Annotated in this window: 18 protein-coding genes and 1 tRNA gene; 9 read left to right on the top strand and 10 right to left on the bottom strand. The window is 63.9% G+C overall.

Translation table 11 applies throughout. The features are described from left to right. Positions 1 to 204 precede the first annotated feature (204 nt). Together xth and EV669_RS07100 are read right to left on the bottom strand one after the other, a co-directional pair. On the bottom strand, positions 205 to 978 hold the full coding sequence (xth, locus tag EV669_RS07095; RefSeq protein WP_054286555.1) for an exodeoxyribonuclease III: 774 nt from the start codon (positions 976 to 978) through the stop codon (positions 205 to 207). Between the two features lie 608 nt (positions 979 to 1,586). Continuing rightward, a complete protein-coding gene (locus EV669_RS07100) occupies positions 1,587 to 3,629 on the bottom strand; it encodes a M3 family metallopeptidase (protein WP_132098255.1) in 2,043 nt (680 codons plus the stop codon). A gap of 72 nt (positions 3,630 to 3,701) precedes the next feature. On the opposite strand from EV669_RS07100, the gene EV669_RS07105 reads away from it, so the two are divergent. Beyond that, entirely contained in the window at positions 3,702 to 4,253 is a 552-nt protein-coding gene (locus EV669_RS07105) for a gamma carbonic anhydrase family protein (RefSeq protein ID WP_055433272.1), read from the top strand. Positions 4,254 to 4,337: 84 nt separating this feature from the next. Continuing rightward, positions 4,338 to 6,005, top strand: a complete 1,668-nt coding sequence (locus tag EV669_RS07110) for a methyl-accepting chemotaxis protein (protein WP_132098256.1) — start codon at positions 4,338 to 4,340, stop codon at positions 6,003 to 6,005. A gap of 63 nt (positions 6,006 to 6,068) precedes the next feature. Here EV669_RS07110 and tpx read toward each other — a convergent pair whose 3' ends face one another. The 7 genes from tpx to rplU form a co-directional block, all read right to left on the bottom strand. Continuing rightward, positions 6,069 to 6,566 carry a thiol peroxidase gene (tpx, locus tag EV669_RS07115; RefSeq protein WP_054286560.1) on the bottom strand — a complete coding sequence of 166 codons (498 nt, stop codon included), beginning with the start codon at positions 6,564 to 6,566 and terminating at the stop codon, positions 6,069 to 6,071. Positions 6,567 to 6,643: 77 nt separating this feature from the next. Next, entirely contained in the window at positions 6,644 to 7,045 is a 402-nt protein-coding gene (locus EV669_RS07120; protein WP_054286561.1) for a carboxymuconolactone decarboxylase family protein, read from the bottom strand. An 18-nt stretch (positions 7,046 to 7,063) separates the two neighbouring features. Next, positions 7,064 to 7,960, bottom strand: a complete 897-nt coding sequence (locus EV669_RS07125; RefSeq protein WP_082446358.1) for a DMT family transporter — start codon at positions 7,958 to 7,960, stop codon at positions 7,064 to 7,066. 66 nt (positions 7,961 to 8,026) lie between these two features. Further along, a complete protein-coding gene (locus tag EV669_RS07130; RefSeq protein ID WP_132098257.1) occupies positions 8,027 to 9,238 on the bottom strand; it encodes a hypothetical protein in 1,212 nt (403 codons plus the stop codon). A 131-nt stretch (positions 9,239 to 9,369) separates the two neighbouring features. Further along, the gene (obgE, locus tag EV669_RS07135) at positions 9,370 to 10,548 is read right to left on the bottom strand and encodes a GTPase ObgE (RefSeq protein WP_055433276.1); all 1,179 of its coding nucleotides are present in this window, start codon (positions 10,546 to 10,548) and stop codon (positions 9,370 to 9,372) included. Positions 10,549 to 10,673: 125 nt separating this feature from the next. After that, positions 10,674 to 10,949, bottom strand: a complete 276-nt coding sequence (rpmA, locus tag EV669_RS07140) for a 50S ribosomal protein L27 (RefSeq protein ID WP_054286912.1) — start codon at positions 10,947 to 10,949, stop codon at positions 10,674 to 10,676. A 13-nt stretch (positions 10,950 to 10,962) separates the two neighbouring features. Then, positions 10,963 to 11,274: a 50S ribosomal protein L21 gene (rplU, locus tag EV669_RS07145; protein WP_054286911.1), complete on the bottom strand. Its 312-nt coding sequence runs from the start codon at positions 11,272 to 11,274 to the stop codon at positions 10,963 to 10,965. A gap of 239 nt (positions 11,275 to 11,513) precedes the next feature. Here rplU and ispB point away from each other — a divergent pair, with 239 nt between their 5' ends. From ispB to EV669_RS07165, 4 genes are all read left to right on the top strand, one after another. Beyond that, entirely contained in the window at positions 11,514 to 12,485 is a 972-nt protein-coding gene (ispB, locus tag EV669_RS07150; protein ID WP_318271355.1) for an octaprenyl diphosphate synthase, read from the top strand. A 103-nt stretch (positions 12,486 to 12,588) separates the two neighbouring features. Continuing rightward, positions 12,589 to 12,663: transfer RNA gene (locus EV669_RS07155), tRNA-Arg, on the top strand. 176 nt (positions 12,664 to 12,839) lie between these two features. Further along, the gene (locus EV669_RS07160; RefSeq protein ID WP_055433277.1) at positions 12,840 to 13,937 is read left to right on the top strand and encodes a catalase family protein; all 1,098 of its coding nucleotides are present in this window, start codon (positions 12,840 to 12,842) and stop codon (positions 13,935 to 13,937) included. An 8-nt stretch (positions 13,938 to 13,945) separates the two neighbouring features. Beyond that, on the top strand, positions 13,946 to 14,425 hold the full coding sequence (locus tag EV669_RS07165) for an MgtC/SapB family protein (protein ID WP_207913814.1): 480 nt from the start codon (positions 13,946 to 13,948) through the stop codon (positions 14,423 to 14,425). Positions 14,426 to 14,494: 69 nt separating this feature from the next. Here EV669_RS07165 and EV669_RS07170 read toward each other — a convergent pair whose 3' ends face one another. Then, positions 14,495 to 16,870, bottom strand: a complete 2,376-nt coding sequence (locus tag EV669_RS07170; RefSeq protein ID WP_082446335.1) for a penicillin-binding protein 1A — start codon at positions 16,868 to 16,870, stop codon at positions 14,495 to 14,497. A 110-nt stretch (positions 16,871 to 16,980) separates the two neighbouring features. Between EV669_RS07170 and EV669_RS07175 the strand changes: the two genes are divergently transcribed. From EV669_RS07175 to pilO, 3 genes are read left to right on the top strand one after another with little or no spacing between them, the layout of a single operon-like run. Continuing rightward, positions 16,981 to 18,093 carry a pilus assembly protein PilM gene (locus EV669_RS07175; protein WP_083460612.1) on the top strand — a complete coding sequence of 371 codons (1,113 nt, stop codon included), beginning with the start codon at positions 16,981 to 16,983 and terminating at the stop codon, positions 18,091 to 18,093. Continuing rightward, on the top strand, positions 18,093 to 18,680 hold the full coding sequence (locus tag EV669_RS07180) for a PilN domain-containing protein (protein WP_054286908.1): 588 nt from the start codon (positions 18,093 to 18,095) through the stop codon (positions 18,678 to 18,680). The genes EV669_RS07175 and EV669_RS07180 overlap by 1 nt, the downstream gene beginning before the upstream one ends. Beyond that, positions 18,677 to 19,294, top strand: coding sequence for a type IV pilus inner membrane component PilO (gene pilO, locus EV669_RS07185; protein WP_054286907.1), 618 nt, complete (start codon positions 18,677 to 18,679; stop codon positions 19,292 to 19,294). Before EV669_RS07180 ends, pilO begins: the two co-directional genes overlap by 4 nt. Positions 19,295 to 19,300 lie beyond the last annotated feature (6 nt).

Below are 19,300 nucleotides of genomic sequence, written 5' to 3' on the forward strand. Positions count from 1 at the left end.
TTGAACACTCAAGACTCTCGTTCTTTACAGCTTGTTGCAGTAGATCGACAACGTTTGTTGCAGTAAACGAGTTCAGACCGTTTCCTCCTCAACCCGTCCGGGGCCAAGCTTTCGCTTGGCCCCGTTTCGCATCCAGCTTCAGCCGTAAAAAAGGCAGCCGCATGGCTGCCCGGTCTACCTCTGCATTGCCCAGGCTTGGGGCGCTCACTGGGACAGCGTCAGCACCACCGGCGTATGGTCGGAAGGGCGTTCCCACTTGCGCGGCGTGCGGTCAATCTCGCACCCGGCGGCGCGCGCCTTCAGGGCCTCGGTGATCAGGATGTGATCGATGCGCAATCCCAGATTGCGCCGGAACATCATCGCCCGGTAGTCCCACCAGCTGTACTGCTTATCCTCTTGGTTGAAGAGCCGGAAGGCATCGCTCAGTCCCAGCGCGCACAGGCGCTGGAAGGCGGCCCGCTCGGGGGTAGAACACAGCACCTTTTCGTGCCATGCCTCCGGGTCGTATACGTCCCGGTCTTCCGGAGCGATGTTGTAGTCCCCGAGCAGCGCCAGTGCCGGGTGGCGGGCAAGCTCCTCGGCCACGTACCGCTCCAGCGCCGCCAGCCAGGCCATCTTGTATTCGAACTTGGCCGAACCCACCGCTTCGCCGTTGACCACGTATGCGCAGATCACCCGCACCCCATTGACGGTGGCAGCGATCACCCGCCGCTGCTCGTCCTCGAAACCCGGGATACCCGTCACCACTGCCTCTCCTTCCAGCGGGGCGCGGGTGAGGATGGCCACACCGTTGTAGGTCTTCTGGCCATACCACACCGCACGGTAGCCAGCGGCTTCGATCTCGGCCAAAGGGAAGACCGGATGATCCATCTTCAGCTCCTGCAGGCAGAGCACATCCACCGGATTTTCGGCCAACCAGGCCAGTACGTGCGGCAGGCGCACCTTGAGCGAATTGACGTTCCAGGTGGCAAGTTTCATCGTAAGAACCAATCCATTAAACAGTTATGTTTAAGCAAATAAACAACAGTCGTGACTGCGGCGATTTGGCAAAGTACGCAGGTACTGACTAGAATCAAAATGTGTTCATCACCGGAGCAACATAAATGTTCAGTAAAAACAAGATCATCGGCAGCGGCAATCCGCCGTTGTGCCCGACGCGAAACCCGCATCGTAACACCCTGGCCCCGATCGTACCTTCCTTCACTGTCGGCACGCCTCGCCTCTCGAAGTCCTCCGCCCGCTCTTCGCAGTCCTCCGGCACCGACCTGCCGCCTCCCGACAAATAACCGTTACCCCGCCTGCCTTGCTGGCCGCTTTCGCCTGCGTGCACGATGCGCGTACGCGAAGCGACCGGCGTGCCGTGTCCTCTTCTGTACACCATCCCCCAGCCCGTCCGCATCGCCCGGCCATAAAAAAACCCCCGGGAGTCCCCGAGGGTCGAAAGGACACATCGCTGAACACCGTGGCCCTCCACGGCGAACTGATGCGTCTGGCTCGCTTGCTGCCGGACCACATGGCCCAGCACTGATTCGAACCAGACCTGCGCGAATGGTTCCGGAAGCACCGCTTTATTTTGGGGCGTGTGCTCAGGCGTCAGCCGTCTCCACCATGCCGGAGTGCCGCAACAGCGCGTCGATCTGCGGATCGCGGCCGCGGAAGGCACGAAACGACTCCAGCGCCGGACGGCTACCGCCCACGGCCAGGATTTCGTCCCAGAAGCGGCGGCCAATGTCGGCATTGGCCCCCCCGGCTTCCTCGAAGGCTGCGTAGGCGTCGGCCGACAGCACCTCAGCCCATTTGTAGCTGTAGTAGCCCGCGGCATACCCTCCGGCAAAGATGTGGCTGAAGCTGTTGGGGAAACGGTTGTAGGGCGGTGGAAAGTTGACGGCCACTTCCTGGCGCACGGCATCCAGCAGCGCCATCCAGTCGCCGTTATCCGGATCCAGCTCGCTGTAGACACGCAGGTCGAACAACGCGAACTCCAGCTGACGTACCGTCATCATCCCGCTCTGGAAGTTCTTGGCGGCCAGCATCTTGTCGAAGAGCGTGCGCGGCAGCGGTTCGCCGGTATCGACGTGTGCGCTCATGCCTTGCACCACGTCCCACTCCCAGCAGAAGTTTTCCATGAACTGGCTGGGCAGCTCCACCGCGTCCCACTCCACACCGTTGATACCGGACACCCCCAACTCGTCCACTCGAGTGAGCATGTGGTGCAGGCCGTGGCCGAACTCGTGGAAAAGCGTGATCACCTCGTCATGGGTGAACAGGGCTGGCTTGCCGCCCACCGGACGGGTGAAGTTGCAGGTAAGGTAAGCTACCGGCGTCTGCACCGTGCTGCCCTTGAGGCGTCGGCCACGGGCGTCGTCCATCCAGGCACCGGAGCGTTTGCCTTCCCGCGCGTAGAGGTCGAAGTAGAAGCTGCCGATCACCGTGCCGTCCTTGCACAGCTCGTAGTACCGCACGTCCGGATGCCATACGGGCGCATCGGTTTGGCGTACCGTCACGCCGTACAACGTCTGCACCACGCCGAACAGGCCTGGCAGCACGCGGCTTTCGGGGAAGTACTGCTTCACCTCCTGCTCGGAGAAGGCATAGCGCGCCACCCGCAGCTTTTCGGCGGCATAACCGATGTCCCACGCCTCCAGCGTGTCGATACCCAGTTCAGAGCGGGCAAAGGCTTCGAGTGCCTCCCGGTCGCGACGGGCAAAAGGTTTGGCGCGCGCGGCCAGATCCCGCAGGAAGTCGATTACCTGCGCCGGGCTTTCGGCCATCTTGGTGTACAACGACAGCTCGGCATAGTCGGCAAAGCCCAGTAGCTGCGCCTCCTCACGGGCCAGCTGCAGCTTCTCGCGGATGAGTGGGGTGTTGTCGAGTTCGGCCGGGCCGAACTCCGAGGCCCGCTTCACGTAGCTTTCGTAGAGCTTCTGGCGCAGCGGCCGGTTGGCGGCGTACTGCATCACCGGCAGATAGAACGGTGCCTGCAGGGTGATCTTGTACCCGCTCCGCCCATCGGCCTGGGCCGCTGCGGCGAACAGGGCCAGCGCATCCTCGGGGACCCCCTCCAGTTCGGCGACGTCGTCAATATAGAGGCTGAAGGCATCGGTGGCATCCAGCAGGTTCTGCTCGAACTTGGCCGAAACCTCGGCCAGCCGGCTCTGCACTTCGGCAAACCGTGCCTTTTGTGCATCGGGCAGCTCGGCGCCCGACAGCCGGAAGTCACGCAAATTGTTCTCGACGATACGCTTACGGGCGGCGCTGGCGGCGTCGAAGCCCGGGTCAGCCGCCAAGGCCTTGAAACGCTCGTACAACGCCAGGTTCTGTCCCAACTCGGTCCAGAAAGCGGAAATCTTGGGAATGTTGGCGTTGTAGGCTTCCCGCAGTTCCGGCGTGTTGACCACCGCGTTCAGGTGCCCCACCACACCCCAGGCGCGTGACAGCCGTTCAGTGGCATCGGTCAGCGGCTCGACCAGGGTCTCCCAGTGGACAGGCACGTCCCTGGCGCCCGTCAGGGTGTCCACCGTGGCGCGCGCTTCGGCCAGAAGGGTATCGATGGCGGGCGTGATGTGGGCGGGCGTGATGTCGGCGAAGCGGGGCAGGCCGGAGAAATCAAGAAGCGGGTTCTGGCTCATGGTTTGGCATCCTGTCGGGGCGGTTGGGTATGATTATCGACCAACTGAACCCACTAGATAAGGACGCGTACCATGAATCGCAATATCCGCCCCTTCGACGGCATCGTGCCTCAGGTGCCCGAAAGCTGCTTCGTCGACCCCGCTGCCGTGGTGGTGGGCGAAGTGGTGCTGGGCGAGCACGCCTCGGTCTGGCCGTGTGCGGTGGTGCGCGGCGACGTGAACCGCATCACCATCGGCGAGGGCAGCAACGTGCAGGACTTTGCGATGCTGCACGTCAGCCACAAGCGCGAATCGGACCCGGAGGGCGCGCCGCTCTCGATCGGTCGGCACGTCACCATCGGCCACCATGTGACCCTGCATGGCTGTACCATCGGCGACGAGGTGCTGGTCGGGATCGGCTCTACCATCCTGGACCGCGCGGTGGTGGAGCCGCGGGTGCTGATCGGTGCGGGCACACTGGTGCCACCCGGCAAGCGCCTGGAGTCGGGCTGGCTGTACTTGGGCAATCCGGCCAAGCCGGTGCGACGGCTGAGCGAGGAGGAACTGGCTTACTTCCGCTACTCGGCCGAGCATTACGTACGTCTGGCGGCACGCCACAAGGCCAGTCTGGCTGCGATGGACTAAGCCTTCGCGCTTTATGTCCTGTCATCAGCCGGTCATGATGGCTGCCTAGACTGCGGGGCGTTCCAACCGCCCCGTACCTGAGCCATGACCCTGGTAACCCGCCTGCGCCTGACGGTGGTGCTCACCGTCACCAGCCTCATCGTCGTCTTCTTTCTTACCGGTTTTCAGCTCTTCCGCCTCACCGATGGTTTTGATGCCTACCGGCAGCGACAGACGCTTTCGGCCAACCTGTATGCCTTGAAGGCAGCCGTGCTGTCGCTTGCGCGCGCCGATCCGTTGCTGGCGGATACCGCGCCCCGGCTGGCCGCCACCGACAGGGCAGTAGGCAGCCTGCTAGAGGCCATCGGGCCGGCCCTGCCTGCGGACCGCGCGCAGGCCTTCGACAAGGCGGTGCGTGCGCCCTGGCAGGAGTTCGCCCGGCAGCTGAAGAGTGCGCTGCGCATCGCCGAGACCGCCCCGCAGGATGCGCTCTCCATCCCCGAGCAGGCCTACGCGCTGCACATCGCTCCGCTGGTGGCCACGCTGGACCAACAGATTGCCGAAGAGGCCCGCGCGCAGCAGGCCGCCGAGCAGGCGATGCACGCACGCATGCGCACACTGGCGTTATCGGTGCTGGGCCCGCTGGGGCTGGCCAGCCTGCTGCTGATCGTGGCGCAGTCCAGCCTGGCCCGCAGGGTCCGGCTGCAGATGCGAACCATGCTGGAGGCGGTCGACCGCCTCGGCGAAGGTGACCTGACCATCCGCCTGCCGGAAGCGGGCCACGATGAGCTGGCCCAGATGGCCACCCGCTTCAACCGATTTCTGGAGCGCTTGGGCGGGCTACTGGAGGCGGTACGGCGTACCGCGGCCGAGGCCGGAGAGGAAAGCCGCCAGATGCTGCAACTGACCAGCCAGGTGTTGGGGGTGACCCGGGCGCAAGCAGAGACGAGCGCCCGCAGCAACGACGCCGCCGGCGAAGTGGCCGAAGCTGCAGCCGAAATCGCCCGCCACGTGAGCCGGGCCCAGACCGGGACGGGGGAGGCCAGTCGGCGCACCGAGCACGCCCACCATTTGGGCGAGGACAGTCGCCGCACCATGCAGGCCCTGGCCGGGCGCATCGACGGTGCAATGCTGGAAATGCGTGCACTGGAGGACGCCATCGGCGACATTTCCTCCATCAGCACCCTGATCCGCGACATCGCCGACCAGACCAACCTGCTTGCGCTCAATGCCGCCATCGAGGCTGCCCGAGCCGGCGAGACCGGCCGTGGCTTTGCGGTGGTGGCAGACGAGGTGCGCAAGCTGTCGGAGCGGACAGCCGGAGCCACCACCCGCATCTTCGAGGCCTTGGGCCATGTGGGGCACGCCACCGACGGGATGGCCGCGGCGATGGAGGCCGCGCGCGAGGCCAGTGGCAGCAGCGTGACGGCGCAGGCAACGTTGGCCGAAGCGCTGGAGGGAATCGACGGGACCCTGTCGGCCCTGACCGAATGGATGGCAGAGATCGGTGCCGCCACCGAGGCCCAACGCACCAGCGGCGAGCAGATCCGCGCCTTTAGCAGTGAGGTGTCCACCCTGGCCACCGACATCTTTGGCCGCATGCAGGGCATCGAACCGTCGATGCATCACTTGGCCGAAGCCGCCGCTGCACTCAACCAACGGCTGGCGTGGTTCCGCCTGCCAGAGGCGGGCGCTGCCCTGCCTCCGGCACCCACACCGGCCGCACCGCGTGCTGCGCCCGGTCTGCCGCAGGGGGCGCTGGCTGCTGCCTGAAATCTTGGGCCGTACATGAAAAAACCGGCACACAGGTGCCGGTTTTTTGCAGCGTGACGCGCCTTACAGGGCAGCCAGTGCGGCCTGATAGTCTGGTTCGTCGGCGATCTCGCCTACCAGCTCGCTGTGCAGCACCCGGTTCTCCTCGTCCAACACCACCACCGCACGGGCGTTGAGCCCGGCGAGCGGGCCGCTGGCGATCTTTACCCCCAGCGCTTCGGAGAACTCCGGATGGCGGAAAGAGGAAAGCATCTTCACGTTTTCGATGCCCTCTGCGCCGCAGAAACGCTTCTGCGCGAATGGCAGGTCGGCCGAAATGCACAGCACCACGGCATTTTCGAGCGCGGCGGCCTTCTCGTTGAACTTGCGGACCGACATGGCGCAGGTGCCGGTGTCCACGCTCGGGAAAATGTTGAGAACCTTCTTCTTGCCGGCCAGATCGCTTAGCGCAACCTCCGACAGATCGCCGCCAGTCAGGATGAAGTCCGGTGCCTGGCTGCCCTTGGCGGGCAGTGCTCCGGCTACTTCCACCGGATTGCCTTGCAGGGTAACGCTTGCCATATGAGCTCCTACGTCAGGGAAAGATGGATCCCAGTGTGCCGCAACGGTCGGCAAATTCAACCCCGGACGCTTCAGGGTCAGGCCTCGTCATCGTCGGGCAGTGGCACGCCCATCTCCGCCAGCACCTCCCGTGCGCAGCGGAAGGCCTCGACCGCAGCCGGGGCGCCGGCATACACCGCCACATGCAACAGCACCTCGCGCAATTCCGTTACGCTGGCGCCGTTGTTAAGCGCCCCGCGCACATGCCCCTTGAGTTCGTTACTGCGTCCCAGGGCGGCCAGCATGGCACAGGTGACCAGGCTGCGGGTGCGCAAGTCGATGCCTTCGCGCTGCCAGGTACTGCCCCAGGCATGCGCGTTGAGCCAGTTCTGCAGTGGCCGGGAAAAGCCGTCGAGGTTGTCCATGGCGCGGCTGACGAACGCCTCTCCCATCACGCGGGTACGCATTGCCTGGCCCTGTTCGCGGTCTTCGGTACTCATGGTTTCTCCTTTATCAGACTATTTCCCGCCGCGCGCAGCCAGGGCCACGCCCGCCAGGATCAGCAGGATGCCTACCAGATGGTAGGCATGGATGGCCTCGCCGAGAAACAGCCAGGCCAGCAGCGCACCAAACGCCGGCATCAAGTGGATGAAGCTGCCGGCCCGCGCCGCGCCCACGCGCGCCACGCCAAGGTTGTAGAAGTGATAGGCTGCCACCGAGGGCAGCGTGCCCACATAGGCGAAGGTGGCCAGGGTGGCGGCGTTCAGCGGCGCGATGCGGCCATGCGCCAGTTCCAGCAGGAAAAAAGGCAGGATACCCACGAGGCCCACGGCGACCAGCACCGTCAATAGGCCGATACGGTCCAGTCCGGCAGGCAGGCCCCGCAACAGCAGGGTGTAGAAGGCCCAGGCCACCATCGCCAGAAAGACGATGGCGTCCCCCTGGTTGATATCCAGCGCCAGCAGGCGGGCCGGCTCGCCATGTGCCACGATCGCCAGCACCCCGGCAAAGGAGATAGCGATCGCCACCATCTGGCGTGCGCCAAGGCGCAGGCCGAAGAACAGAGCGCCGAACAGCGCGATCAGGATGGGAATGAACGAATTGAGCAGTACCGCGTTGGTGGCTGCGGTGTACTGCAGCCCCCAGTAGGCCAGCGAGTTGAAGGCGGTCACGCCCAAGAGCGCCAGCAGCAGGATACGTCGCCAGTGCGGCAGCCACAGCGCCCGCTGTGCCAGCGCAGGACGCAGGCCGAAGGGCAAAAGCAGCAGCAGGGCGATGGTCCAGCGCGCGAAGGAGAGCGTCATGGGGGGCACGCTGGCGTGCATCGCACGCGCCAGGACAAAGTTGCCGGACCAGAACAGAGCGGTCAACACCAGAAGGACAGTGGCCAGGGTGGCCGGGCGAGTGGGAAGCATGGGGGATGTCATGCTGCCAACATGCCATGCGGTGGCCAGACACGGCAAGCACCGGGCGCGGTCGGTTCAGTCTTCCGGGGTCGGAAACAGGCTTTCCACGTCCAGCTTGTGTCCGGCTTCTGCAATGTTTTCGGCCAACCTTGCGAGCGGGGCCGGCAGGGTCGCCCGTTGCAGGGCGGCCAGCGCGGCGCGGTCGATCTCGTCAAGCGGGCTGCCACCCTGTGCCAGCGCCACTGCCTCCACCTCCATCCGCCACGGCTGCCAGCTGCAGCCGGCCGTTGCGGCCACCTCCCCTGCGTCCAGTGCGGTGCGAATACCCACGGGCGAGGCCGCACACACCACCTGAACCGGCGCAGCCGCCAGACGGAACAGGCGCTCAGCCGCCCGTCGCCAGGCGAGCGAGGGCCGACCATCCAGACGCAGCAGCAACATCGGCAGGCCTTCGGCCACCAGATGCTCGAATACTGGGGCTCCTTCCACGACGCGCACTGCCCTTACCGTCCCCAGCATCTGGCGCACGCCCGCCAGCACTTCCGGTCGCAGCGCCAGGCCGCCGCGCAGCAGCGAAGCCGGCAGCACCGAGCCATCCGCACACTGCAGCGTCACCGGGCCCGACAGGTAAAGCTGGGGCGCGGCATCGCTTACGCCCGCTGCGCCCAAGTCCACACCGGCCACCGCCAGCCAGTGCCGGTCGGCTTCAGTGAACGCCCGTTCCCGCCCCAAGGCAAAGCGGGAGAACTGGCGCACCGACCCCTGCCGTTCGGCGGTGATCCAGGCATCCAGCGCCTGGGCGATTTTGAGGCGACGCTCAAGCGGCGCACCGGGCTGACCGGCACACAGGCTTTCGGCCAACCCCGCCAGTATCGGCGAGGCCGGTTGCCATCCGCGCCAGACCGCTACAGGTGGTACGGGCTCTCGTGGCCGGGCTTCGCTGGCGAGCGCACGCAGGCGGTACATGTCGCGCCAGGTCACCCACACCGGCTCGGGAATGGCCTCTGCACCGGTCGGCTGCAGCTCCACCTCGCACCAGCCACACTCCACCAGACGGCGCAGCAGGTCGTCCGCCAGCGTCACACGCTCTGCCTGGGACCGCAGCAGCGACCAGCGCATGCGGCTGCTGCGCGGCGCCAGCCAGGCATGCACCAGCGTCTTCTCATCATCGGAAAGGTCGAACGGAACAGCCCCACCGGCCGGAGTCACGGCCAGGTTGTGGCCGCGTACCCCCAGTGGCGTGGCGCGTATCTTGCGGGCATCGAGCGAAGCCAGCCAGCGGGACATGCCGCATCTCCTTCAAGCCGGGCAGGCTACATGATTCCTGCCGAAAACGGTCGGGGCCGGACGATGCCGGCCCCGCTGGTTGCCGGGCTCAGGCTCCGGCAAGGCTGGCCCGCATTCTCGGGCCCGGCCGTTTACTCGTCAACGCTGGCAGGCGGTGCCGGCGGCGCCACCGGAGTGATGACGGTCTGGCGCTTGGCCGAGTCCGCCAGCGTCTTCTGACGCTCCGCCTCGGCTTCGGCCGCTTCCCGCTCCTGCTTACGACGCACGTCCAGGTAGCCCATGATCGCGTACACCAGATCGCGCGTGCCCTCGCCGGTCAGTGCCGAGATGGTGAAGACGCGCGGCGCATCCATGTCGAAGCCGTAACGGTCGTCCGGCTCAGTCTTCGGCCAACCATAGGCTTCCAAGAACGCCGATACCGTCAGCGCCCGCTCCTCTTCCGGCAGCATGTCCAGCTTGTTGAGCACCAGCCAGCGCGGCTTGTTGTAGAGGCCTTCATCAAACTTGCGCAGCTCCTCCACGATGGCGTGCGCCTCACGGACCGGGTCCACCTCAGGATCGAACGGAGCCACATCCACCAGATGCAGCAGCAGGCCGGTGCGCTGCAGGTGCTTGAGGAAGCGGTGGCCCAGCCCGGCACCCTCGGCCGCCCCCTCGATCAGGCCGGGAATGTCGGCAATCACAAAGCTGCGGGTATCGTCCAGCCGTACCACCCCCAGGTTGGGATGCAGCGTCGTGAACGGGTAGTCCGCCACCTTCGGCCGTGCGGCGGAAACCGAGCGGATGAAGGTGGACTTGCCCGCGTTGGGCATGCCAAGCAGGCCCACGTCGGCCAGTACCTTCAATTCGAGCTTCAGCGTGCGCTGCTCGCCCGGCTCGCCCGGCGTGCTCTGGCGCGGCGCACGGTTGGTGGAAGACTTGAAGTGGATGTTGCCCAGCCCGCCCCGCCCGCCCTTGGCCAGCACAATGCGCTGGCCGTGGTGGGTGAGGTCGGCCACCAGTTCGCCGGTGACGGCATCGGTGATCACCGTCCCCACGGGCATCCGCAGCTCGATGTCATCCCCGCCCTTGCCGTAGCAGTCCGCACCACGGCCGCGCTCGCCGTTCTGCGCCAGGTATTTCTTGACGAAACGGTATTCGACCAGGGTATTCACGTTTTCGTCGGCGACCGCGAACACGCTGCCACCCCGGCCACCGTCGCCGCCATCAGGACCGCCGAACGGCACGAACTTCTCGCGGCGGAAGCTTGACGCCCCGTTGCCGCCCTTGCCCGCCATGACTTCGATGCGGGCCTCATCGATAAATTTCATTGCTCTCCTCCGTAGCAGTGAGGAATCAGACGCAAACAGGCGCGCACGCCCCCGCTTGCGTCTGACACCCCAAAAATAAAAAAAAGCCCCATCCGAGGACAGGGCTTCCTTCGGCAGAAGGCGAATTACTCGCCGTCTACGCCGGTATACGGAACCACGTTCACGGTCTTGCGGTTCTGTGCACCCTTAACGGTGAACTCAACATAACCGTCAACCTTGGCGAACAGGGTGTGGTCCTTGCCCATGCCGACGTTCTCGCCAGCGTGGAACTTGGTACCGCGCTGACGCACGATGATCGAACCGGCCGGAATCAGTTCGCTGCCGTAAACCTTAACGCCAAGGCGTTTGGCTTCGGAGTCACGACCGTTGCGGGAGCTACCGCCTGCTTTCTTGTGTGCCATGACTGTTTACTCCTTACTTCGAAATCTCGTCGATGCGGATTTCGGTAAAGTTCTGACGGTGACCCTGGTGTTTCTGGTAGTGCTTACGGCGGCGCATCTTGAAGATGCGTACCTTTTCGCCGCGACCGTGGGCTACGACGGTAGCCTTGACGGTGGCACCAGCAACGCGCGGGGCGCCCACAACAACCTGTTCACCGTCAGCGATCATCAGCACTTCTTCAAGTACGATCTGGCTGTCGATGTCTGCAGGTATCTGTTCTACTTTAAGTTTTTCGCCGACGGCAACTTTGTACTGCTTGCCGCCAGTTTTTACGACCGCATACATTCGCTTAGCTCCTAATAAAACTTCCGTATTGGAAAACGGAAGACCGGCCACTATACGCACGTACCGGAAAGTTGTCAATTTTCATTGACTTAGCCCGCTACCCTGCCAGCATGCACGCCACACTCCCGCACCCGGCGCACCCTTCCCCGCGGCGGAGCCCGCGTGCGCCCCGAGGCCTTTCTCTGCTAATATTCGCGGGTTTACACACCGACCAACTCCAACGAACGCTGGCCTGCACTGTGTCCAACACCCCGCTCTTCCGCACCCTGATTGCCGATGACATGCTCTCTGTCGACCGTGTGATTCGGTCGCGCCTGCACTCCGACGTGGTGCTGATCCGCCAGGTGGCGGAGTACATCATCTCCGCCGGGGGCAAGCGTTTGCGCCCGGCACTGACGCTGCTTGCGGGCAAGGCGCTCGGCTTCGAGGGCCCGATCCTGCACGAGCAGGCCGCCATGGTCGAATTCATCCACACCGCCACCCTGCTTCACGACGACGTGGTGGACGAGTCGGGCATGCGCCGTGGCCGGCAGACCGCCAATGCCCTGTTCGGTAATGCCGCCAGCGTTCTGGTCGGGGACTTTCTCTACACCCGCGCCTTCCAGATGATGGTGACGACGCAGAACATGCGTGTGCTGGAGGTCATGGCCGAGGCCACCAACATCATCGCCGAGGGCGAGGTGCTGCAACTGCTCAACATCGGCAACACCGATGTGTCCGAAGAACAGTACCTCCAGGTCATCCAGTACAAGACGGCCAAGCTCTTCGAGGCAGCCGCCCGCGTGGGCGCCCTGATTGCCGGCGCCACCGAGGCCGAGGAGGCCGCCCTTGCCCGCTACGGCATGTATCTGGGTACGGCCTTCCAGATCATTGACGACGTGCTGGATTACTCCGGCGATGCCGAAACCATCGGCAAGGCGCTGGGAGACGATCTTGCGGAAGGCAAGCCCACCCTGCCGCTCATCTACACCATGCGCCAGGGGCCCGAGGCTTCGGCCAAGGTGGTCCGTGAGGCGCTGGAGCAGGCCAGCCGCGACCGTTTCCCGGCCGTACTGACCGCGGTACAATCCTGCGGCGCACTCGACTATGCCCGTAGTGAGGCTGAAAAAGCCGCCGAACAGGCCGCTGCTGCGCTTGCACCGCTTCCGGACACGCCGGTCCGTGCCGCACTGGCAGAGCTTGCGCGACTGTCTGTCGAACGCGACGCCTGACAATTCCGTCCCTGTAGTTAATAGGGCGTATTAAGAGAAAAAATGAAGTAGATTCACTATACTATGCAACGCAAAAAATGTTGCGTAGCACTTTTGTACCACTGCTGCCGTAGTTCAACGGATAGAACGGCCGCCTCCTAAGCGGCAGATGCAGGTTCGATTCCTGCCGGGAGCGCCATTCTTTCCCTCTTCATGGGACTTTCTGCGCCTGCACCCGCGGGCAACCCTGACCGCACCGGTTAAGCCGCCTGCTGCCTGGCAGTTTTCCTATCCCCTTAACCTAACGCTCTGTCCGGGCGCCTTTCTTGCTGCACGGTTGCGCACGCCAACCGGCCGTTGGCCGAAAGGAGGGATATGAGCGCCACAACGCAGTATGTCCGTTACCGGGACGACATCGAAGTGATCCAGCCGGATGAAGAGCACATCATCCGGCAGATCGTGGAATCCATGGGCCGGGTCAACCGCAAGGTGTACGACCGTCACCGGCATGCCATCCGTGATGCGCACGCCAAGAGCCATGGCATCGTCACCGGCACACTGGAAGTTTACGACGGCCTGCCGGCCCATCTGCGGCAAGGAGTGTTCGCCGTGCCGCGCCGGTACCCGGTGATCGTGCGTTTTTCTACGGCACCAGGCGACATCCACAGCGACAGCATTCCGGCGCCGCGGGGCATGGCCATCAAGATGCTGGACGTGCCCGGCCCCAAGCTTCTAGAGGGCCAGGAGACGGCAAGCACCCAGGACTGGCTGCTGGTGAATCACCCCACCTTGCCGTTCGGCGACATTCAGCGCTACCTGAAACTGCAGGCGGCCCTGGAAAAGCACGCCGACGATTCGGAAACCGTGCTGAAGATTGCCAGCAGCCTGGCTCAGGGGGCGCACAAGGCCCTGCAGGCGGTAGGACTGGACTACCCCAAGGGCGAGATCTTGGGCGCGGGTTTCACCCATATCCTGGGAGAAACCTTTCACAGCATGGCAGCCGTCCGGTACGGCGAATACATCGCCAAGCTGAGCGCGGCTCCGCTTTCGGCCAACGTGCGGGCGCTGACCGGACAGGCGATCGAGTCGGACCAGCACTCCGCCCTGCGTGATCTGGTAGTGGCATTCTTCTCCGGTGAAACAGCGGAGTACGAATTGCGAGTACAGCTGTGCACCGACCTTGAGCGCATGCCGGTGGAGGATGCGTCGGTAAAGTGGCCGGAAGAGGCTTCGCCGCACCAGCCCGTCGCACGGCTGGTGCTACCGCCTCAGGACGCCTACAGCGCGGCACGTCAGGTATACGGCGACGACATCCTCAGCTTCACCCCTTGGCACACTGTGGCTGCACACCGCCCGCTCGGCTCCATCATGCGCGTACGCAAGGCAGCCTACGAGCGGTCCTCGCTTTACCGGCACACCATGAACCAGCAGCCTCGCATCGAGCCCGCCAGCCTAGACGAGGTTCCGCAATGAGCAGCAACATGGCTCTGGACATCTGGTATACGCTGCAGCAGGAATTCGGGGACCTGCCCACGGTGGCCGAGGCCACGCGCGTGGGTGTCCGGCTATTCATGGCGGTGCTTTTGGGTGGACTGATCGGTTACGAGCGCGAGCGGCGTGCCATGGCGGCTGGCCTGCGTACCCACATGCTGGTCGCACTGGGTGCGGCGTTGTTCATGGTGGCCCCGATGCAGGCGGGAACCCCGATCAACGACATGAGCCGGGTGTTACAGGGTGTGGTGGCCGGGATCGGGTTTCTCGGCGCCGGCGCCATCATCAAGCTACGCGAGGAAGAGCAGGTGATCGGCCTGACCACGGCCGCCAGCATCTGGCTGACGGCGGCCATCGGCATCACCGCTGGCATGGGGCGGCTGGCCACTGCCATCGGCGTCACCGTACTGGCCCTGACCATCCTGGTTCCTCTGCGTCGCCTCTCCCGCGCAATCAACCCCAAAGGCTAGGCCAGCCCTTGGTTCTGGCAAAGAAAAAGCCCCGCCAAGCGGGGCTTTGATTCATCTTTATAAAACAGATCAGAACAGCAGTTCCTTCACATCCTCCACCACATCGGCCGGTGGTGGCTGGTCGGGGTCGGTGTTCTCTTCATCCCCAGCACTAGTGCCCGAGCCGCCTCCCGGCCGCGAGCCGCTGTTGTTGATCCGCAACTCCGGATTGGTGCGCTGGAACTCTTGATAATAGTACTCGTCGTTGCCGCGCAGCCCAGCGCCCTGGCGCACCACCAGGCCTGCCGGCAGCGGGGTGTCGACTTCCGGCACACCCTTGAGCGCGTTGGCCATATAGTTGATCCAGATAGGCAGGGCCGCCGTGCCGCCATAGCCGTAGCGTCCAAGGCTCTTGGGCTTGTCGTAGCCGACCCAGGTAATGGCCACCAGCCCCGGGTTGAAGCCGGCAAACCAAGCATCTCGGAACTCGTTGGTGGTCCCCGTCTTGCCCGCCAGATCCTGGCGGCCCAGCGACATCGCCCGGTTGGCCGTACCGTAGCGCACCACATCACGCAGCATGCTGCTCATGATGTAGGCGTTGCGCGGATCGATCACCTGCGGAGCATTCTTGCCCGCCTGCGCCGGAGCGGTGCGGGCAATCAGGCGACCGTTGGCATCCTCGATGCGGTCGATGAAATAGGCACGTACCCTGGCCCCGCCGTTGGCGAACACCGCATAACCCTCCGCCATCTGGAGTGGTGTGACCGAGCCTGCGCCCAGCGCCATCGTCAGGTATGCCGGATGTTGCTTGGGCGAGAAGCCGAAGCGCTGGATGTACTGCTGGGCATAATCCGTCCCGATGGCCATCAGAACCCGGATCGACACCAAGTTCTTCGACAAGACCAGGGCGCGCCGCATCGTCATCATGCCGTAGAACTTGCCGTCGTCGTTCTTCGGCTCCCACTTCTGCCCGGAGATCGCCTGCGGATCAATGGCCAGCGGCGCATCGTTGACCATCGTCGACGGAGTGAAGCCACGCTCGATGCCGGCCGAATAGATGAACGGCTTAAAGGTGGAGCCAGGCTGGCGCCACGCTTGGGTAACGTGATTGAAGCTGGTGCGGTTGAAGTCGAAGCCGCCAATCAAGGAGCGGATGGCCCCGGTCTGTGTGTCCAGCGACACGAAGGCACCTTCCACCTCCGGCATCTGGACAATTTCCCAGTAACCCTTAGGGTTGGCCCGCACGCGGATCACTGAGCCCACCCGGATGCGCTGGGCGGGCGTCAGTCGAGGGTTGAGTCCGCTGCGTGCAAAGGAGAGTCCGGTGCCCTTGATCACGGCCATCTTGCCCCCCCGCAGATAGGCCTTCACTTCATCCGGCTTGGCCGAAAGCACCACTGCCGGCTGCATGTCGCCGCTGTCCCGAATCTCCGACAGTGCATCGTCGAGCGCCTCGCCCCGTTCATCCTCATTAATGGCGGAAATGTCGATGAAGCTCTCCGGCCCGCGATACCCATGCCTGCGGTCGAAGTCGATCAGGCCAGCACGCAGGGCATCGAAAGCCCACTGCTGATGACGCGCATCGATCGTGGTGTACACGCGGTAGCCTTCGGTATAGGCCTTGTCCTTGTAGCGTTCGTACATCGCCTGGCGCACCATTTCCGCAACATACTGCGCGGGCAGGCCGCCGCTTTCCTGCACTTGGCTGGCCAGTACCATCTTCTCGGCCTTGGCCGCTTCGTACTGTTCGGGCGTGATGAAGTTCAGCTCGCGCATGCGGCGCAGCACATACAGCTGGCGCAACCGCGCCCGGTCAGGGTTCACGACAGGGTTATAAGCCGAAGGTGCCTTGGGCAAGCCGGCCAGCATGGCCATTTCCGCGATGGACAGGTCCTTCACCGGTTTGCCGTAATACGCCTGGGCTGCCGCTGCGAAGCCATAGGCCCGCTGCCCCAGATAAATCTGGTTGAAGTACAGTTCGAGGATCTGGTCCTTCGAAAGCGTGTGTTCGATTTTGAAAGCGAGCAGCGCTTCGTTAAACTTGCGCGTGAAAGTCTTTTCACTGGAAAGGAAGAAGTTCTTCGCTACCTGCATCGTGATGGTGCTGGCACCGGACCGGGCGTGGCCCGAGACCAGGTTTCCCGCGGCGGCACGCATTACCCCGACGTAGTCGACCCCACTGTGCTGGTAGAAGCGTTCGTCCTCTGCGGCCAGCACCGCCTGCTTCATCAGCAGGGGAACGTCCTGGATGCGCACGAAGGAACGACGCTCCTCGCCGAATTCGCCGATCACCTGACCATCGGAAGAGAAAACGCGCAAGGGGATTTTCGGACGATAATCCGTAAGTACATCAAGACTTGGCAATCTGGGGTAGGTTATGATGATGGCAATTGCGAGCGCACCGGCCACGAGCACGGCCCCACCCACCACCAGGCCAGCCAGAATTGCAAGGAATCGTTTGAGCATGGTCGCTTAAGACTTTCGCAGAAGTGCGGATTATACCGCCTTGTCCGCAGGCACACGGCAAACTTTGAACAGGCAGCCGAGACTGCCAGACATCCGGACGTGGAAAACTGATGCTATCCGACAAACTGGGAATGCCGGCCGGCTGGCTCGCCCGACTGGGCATGGGCGGCAGCGGCGGCGGGAGCCTGCTGGGGCTCGATATCAGCACGACCTCGGTCAAGTTCGTGGAACTGTCCCGTGCAGGGAAGAACATCCAGATCGACCGCTACCTGATCGAACCCCTCCCCAAGGATGCGGTCTCCGACGGGAACTTGGTCGACATCGACGCAGTAGCCGCCACCATTCGGCGCGGATGGAAGCGCCTCGGCAGCCCGGTCCGGCACGTCGCCCTGGCGCTACCCACGCCAATGGCCATCTACAAGAAGATCCTGATTCCGGCTTTGCAAGCGGACGACATGGAGGGCATGGTCGAATCCGAAGCCAGTCAGATCATCCCCTTCCCGCTGGACGAAGTGAACCTCGATTATCAGGTGCTCGGCCCGTCTCCAGCCAGTGCTGACGACCTGGAGGTGCTCCTGTGCGCCGCACGCAAGGAGAAGGTGGACGAGCGGGTCGCCTCGGTGGAGATGGCGGGTCTGTCGGCACGGGTGGTGGATGTGGACTCGTTCGCCATGATGACCGCCTTCGAGCAGATTCAGTACCAGCTGCCTGACCAGGGCATGAACCAAACCTTCGCGCTGTTTGACATCGGTGCGAGCAAAACGCACTGCAGCGTGATCCGTAACGGCCAGCAGCTCTACTACCGTGAGCAGGCGATCGGCGGCCACCAGCTCACTCGGGACATTCAGCGGCGCTACGGCATCTCGCTGGACGAGGCCGAGTCCGGCAAGCGGATGATGACGCTGCCAGACGGCTACGAATCCGAGCTGCTGCATCCCTTCGTGGACGCACTGGCGCAGGAAATCCAGCGGGCGCTGCAGTTCTTCTACACCACGGTCAGCGTGTCGCAGTACTTGCGGGTGGACTACATCCTTCTTGCCGGCGGGTCGAGCATGCTTTCCGGGCTGGATGATGCAGTGGCGGCCCGCACGCAGATCAGTACGATGATTGCCAACCCCTTCACCAGCATGGTGCAGTCCCCTTCCATCCGGCTCAAGGAACTCCTGCTCGACGCACCCTCGCTGTTCGTCGCCTGCGGCCTGGCCCTGCGGAGGTTCGACTGATGATCCGGATCAACCTGCTTCCACACCGTGAACAGCGCAAGGCGGCCCACCGCCGCCGCTTCCAACTGCTGCTCGTGCTCTTCATGGCAGGCAGCCTGCTGCTCTTGGGCCTGGCGTACTTCTATGTCACTGGGCAGACCGAAAGGCAAAACCTGCGCAACGAGCACCTGCAGGGAGCGATCAACGGCCTCAACCAGCAGCTCAAGGACATCGAAACGCTCCGCAACGAGCGCGACACCCTTCTTGCCCGCAAGCAGCTGGTGGAACGGCTGCAGCAGGGCCGAAACGATGCCGTCAAGCTCTTCGACCAGCTGATCCGCCTGACCCCGGACGGCGTCTACCTGCGCGAAATGCGCCAGAGTGGCACCACCCTCACCCTCTCTGGATATGCGCTGTCCGGTGCCCGGGTGTCCGGCTACATGCGGGCCCTGGCCGCATCGCCTCTGTTCCTCGAACCGGTTCTCATCGAGGTGAAGGCAGGGCAGGTCAACAACCAGCGTGTCAATGAATTCAGCCTGAACGTTGGCCAGCGCCCGCCCGAGACAGCGCCTTCGGCCAACCCTGCCGCGCAAGGACAGCCGCAATGACTCTCGACGAATTCCGTACCCTTGACCCGAAGGACATGCCGAACTGGCCCTTGCCGGCCCAGCTGGTGGGGTTGGCCTTCCTTGCCGGTGTGCTGCTCTTTCTGGGCTACTTTCTGCTCCTTAAGGGTGAGCTGGAGGTCCTTGATCAGGCACAGCAGCAGGAAGCCGTCCTCAAGCAGACCTATGTCGACAAAAAGCGTCAGGCGGTCAACCTGGAGGCCTTGCAGCTTCAGCTGAAGGAAATCCAGCAATCGACAGGGGCGCTGCTCAAGCAGCTGCCCACCCGCTCGGAGATGGAAGCGCTGCTGACGGAAATCAACCAAGCAGGGATCGGACGCGGGTTACAGTTCGAACTCTTCCGCCCCGCTGGCGAGGTCAAGAACGCCGAAATGGCCGAAGTTCCGATCAGCATCCGCCTCAACGGTACTTTCGAGGAACTGGCAGCCTTTACCAGCGATGTGGCCCAGCTGTCGCGCATCGTCACCCTGGGCGATATCACGCTGACCCCGGTGGACGGCAAGTCGAACCGCCTGACGATGCAGGCTACCGCCAAGACCTACCGCGCGCTGGACCCCGAGGAACGGGCAGCGATGCAGCAGCCCCCGGCAAAGTGAGCCCCG

Origin of the sequence: Gulbenkiania mobilis (genome assembly GCA_004346645.1) — a bacterium.
GTDB lineage: Bacteria > Pseudomonadota > Gammaproteobacteria > Burkholderiales > Chromobacteriaceae > Gulbenkiania > Gulbenkiania mobilis.

Bases quoted from the DNA above. Each gene is read 5' to 3' on its own strand.
- xth (WP_054286555.1), bottom strand. From the start codon at position 978: ATGAAACTTGCCACCTGGAACGTCAATTCGCTCAAGGTGCGCCTGCCG.
- EV669_RS07100 (WP_132098255.1), bottom strand. From the start codon at position 3,629: ATGAGCCAGAACCCGCTTCTTGATTTCTCCGGCCTGCCCCGCTTCGCC.
- EV669_RS07105 (WP_055433272.1), top strand. From the start codon at position 3,702: ATGAATCGCAATATCCGCCCCTTCGACGGCATCGTGCCTCAGGTGCCC.
- EV669_RS07110 (WP_132098256.1), top strand. From the start codon at position 4,338: ATGACCCTGGTAACCCGCCTGCGCCTGACGGTGGTGCTCACCGTCACC.
- tpx (WP_054286560.1), bottom strand. From the start codon at position 6,566: ATGGCAAGCGTTACCCTGCAAGGCAATCCGGTGGAAGTAGCCGGAGCA.
- EV669_RS07120 (WP_054286561.1), bottom strand. From the start codon at position 7,045: ATGAGTACCGAAGACCGCGAACAGGGCCAGGCAATGCGTACCCGCGTG.
- EV669_RS07125 (WP_082446358.1), bottom strand. From the start codon at position 7,960: ATGCTTCCCACTCGCCCGGCCACCCTGGCCACTGTCCTTCTGGTGTTG.
- EV669_RS07130 (WP_132098257.1), bottom strand. From the start codon at position 9,238: ATGTCCCGCTGGCTGGCTTCGCTCGATGCCCGCAAGATACGCGCCACG.
- obgE (WP_055433276.1), bottom strand. From the start codon at position 10,548: ATGAAATTTATCGATGAGGCCCGCATCGAAGTCATGGCGGGCAAGGGC.
- rpmA (WP_054286912.1), bottom strand. From the start codon at position 10,949: ATGGCACACAAGAAAGCAGGCGGTAGCTCCCGCAACGGTCGTGACTCC.
- rplU (WP_054286911.1), bottom strand. From the start codon at position 11,274: ATGTATGCGGTCGTAAAAACTGGCGGCAAGCAGTACAAAGTTGCCGTC.
- EV669_RS07160 (WP_055433277.1), top strand. From the start codon at position 12,840: ATGAGCGCCACAACGCAGTATGTCCGTTACCGGGACGACATCGAAGTG.
- EV669_RS07165 (WP_207913814.1), top strand. From the start codon at position 13,946: ATGGCTCTGGACATCTGGTATACGCTGCAGCAGGAATTCGGGGACCTG.
- EV669_RS07170 (WP_082446335.1), bottom strand. From the start codon at position 16,870: ATGCTCAAACGATTCCTTGCAATTCTGGCTGGCCTGGTGGTGGGTGGG.
- EV669_RS07175 (WP_083460612.1), top strand. From the start codon at position 16,981: ATGCTATCCGACAAACTGGGAATGCCGGCCGGCTGGCTCGCCCGACTG.
- EV669_RS07180 (WP_054286908.1), top strand. From the start codon at position 18,093: ATGATCCGGATCAACCTGCTTCCACACCGTGAACAGCGCAAGGCGGCC.
- pilO (WP_054286907.1), top strand. From the start codon at position 18,677: ATGACTCTCGACGAATTCCGTACCCTTGACCCGAAGGACATGCCGAAC.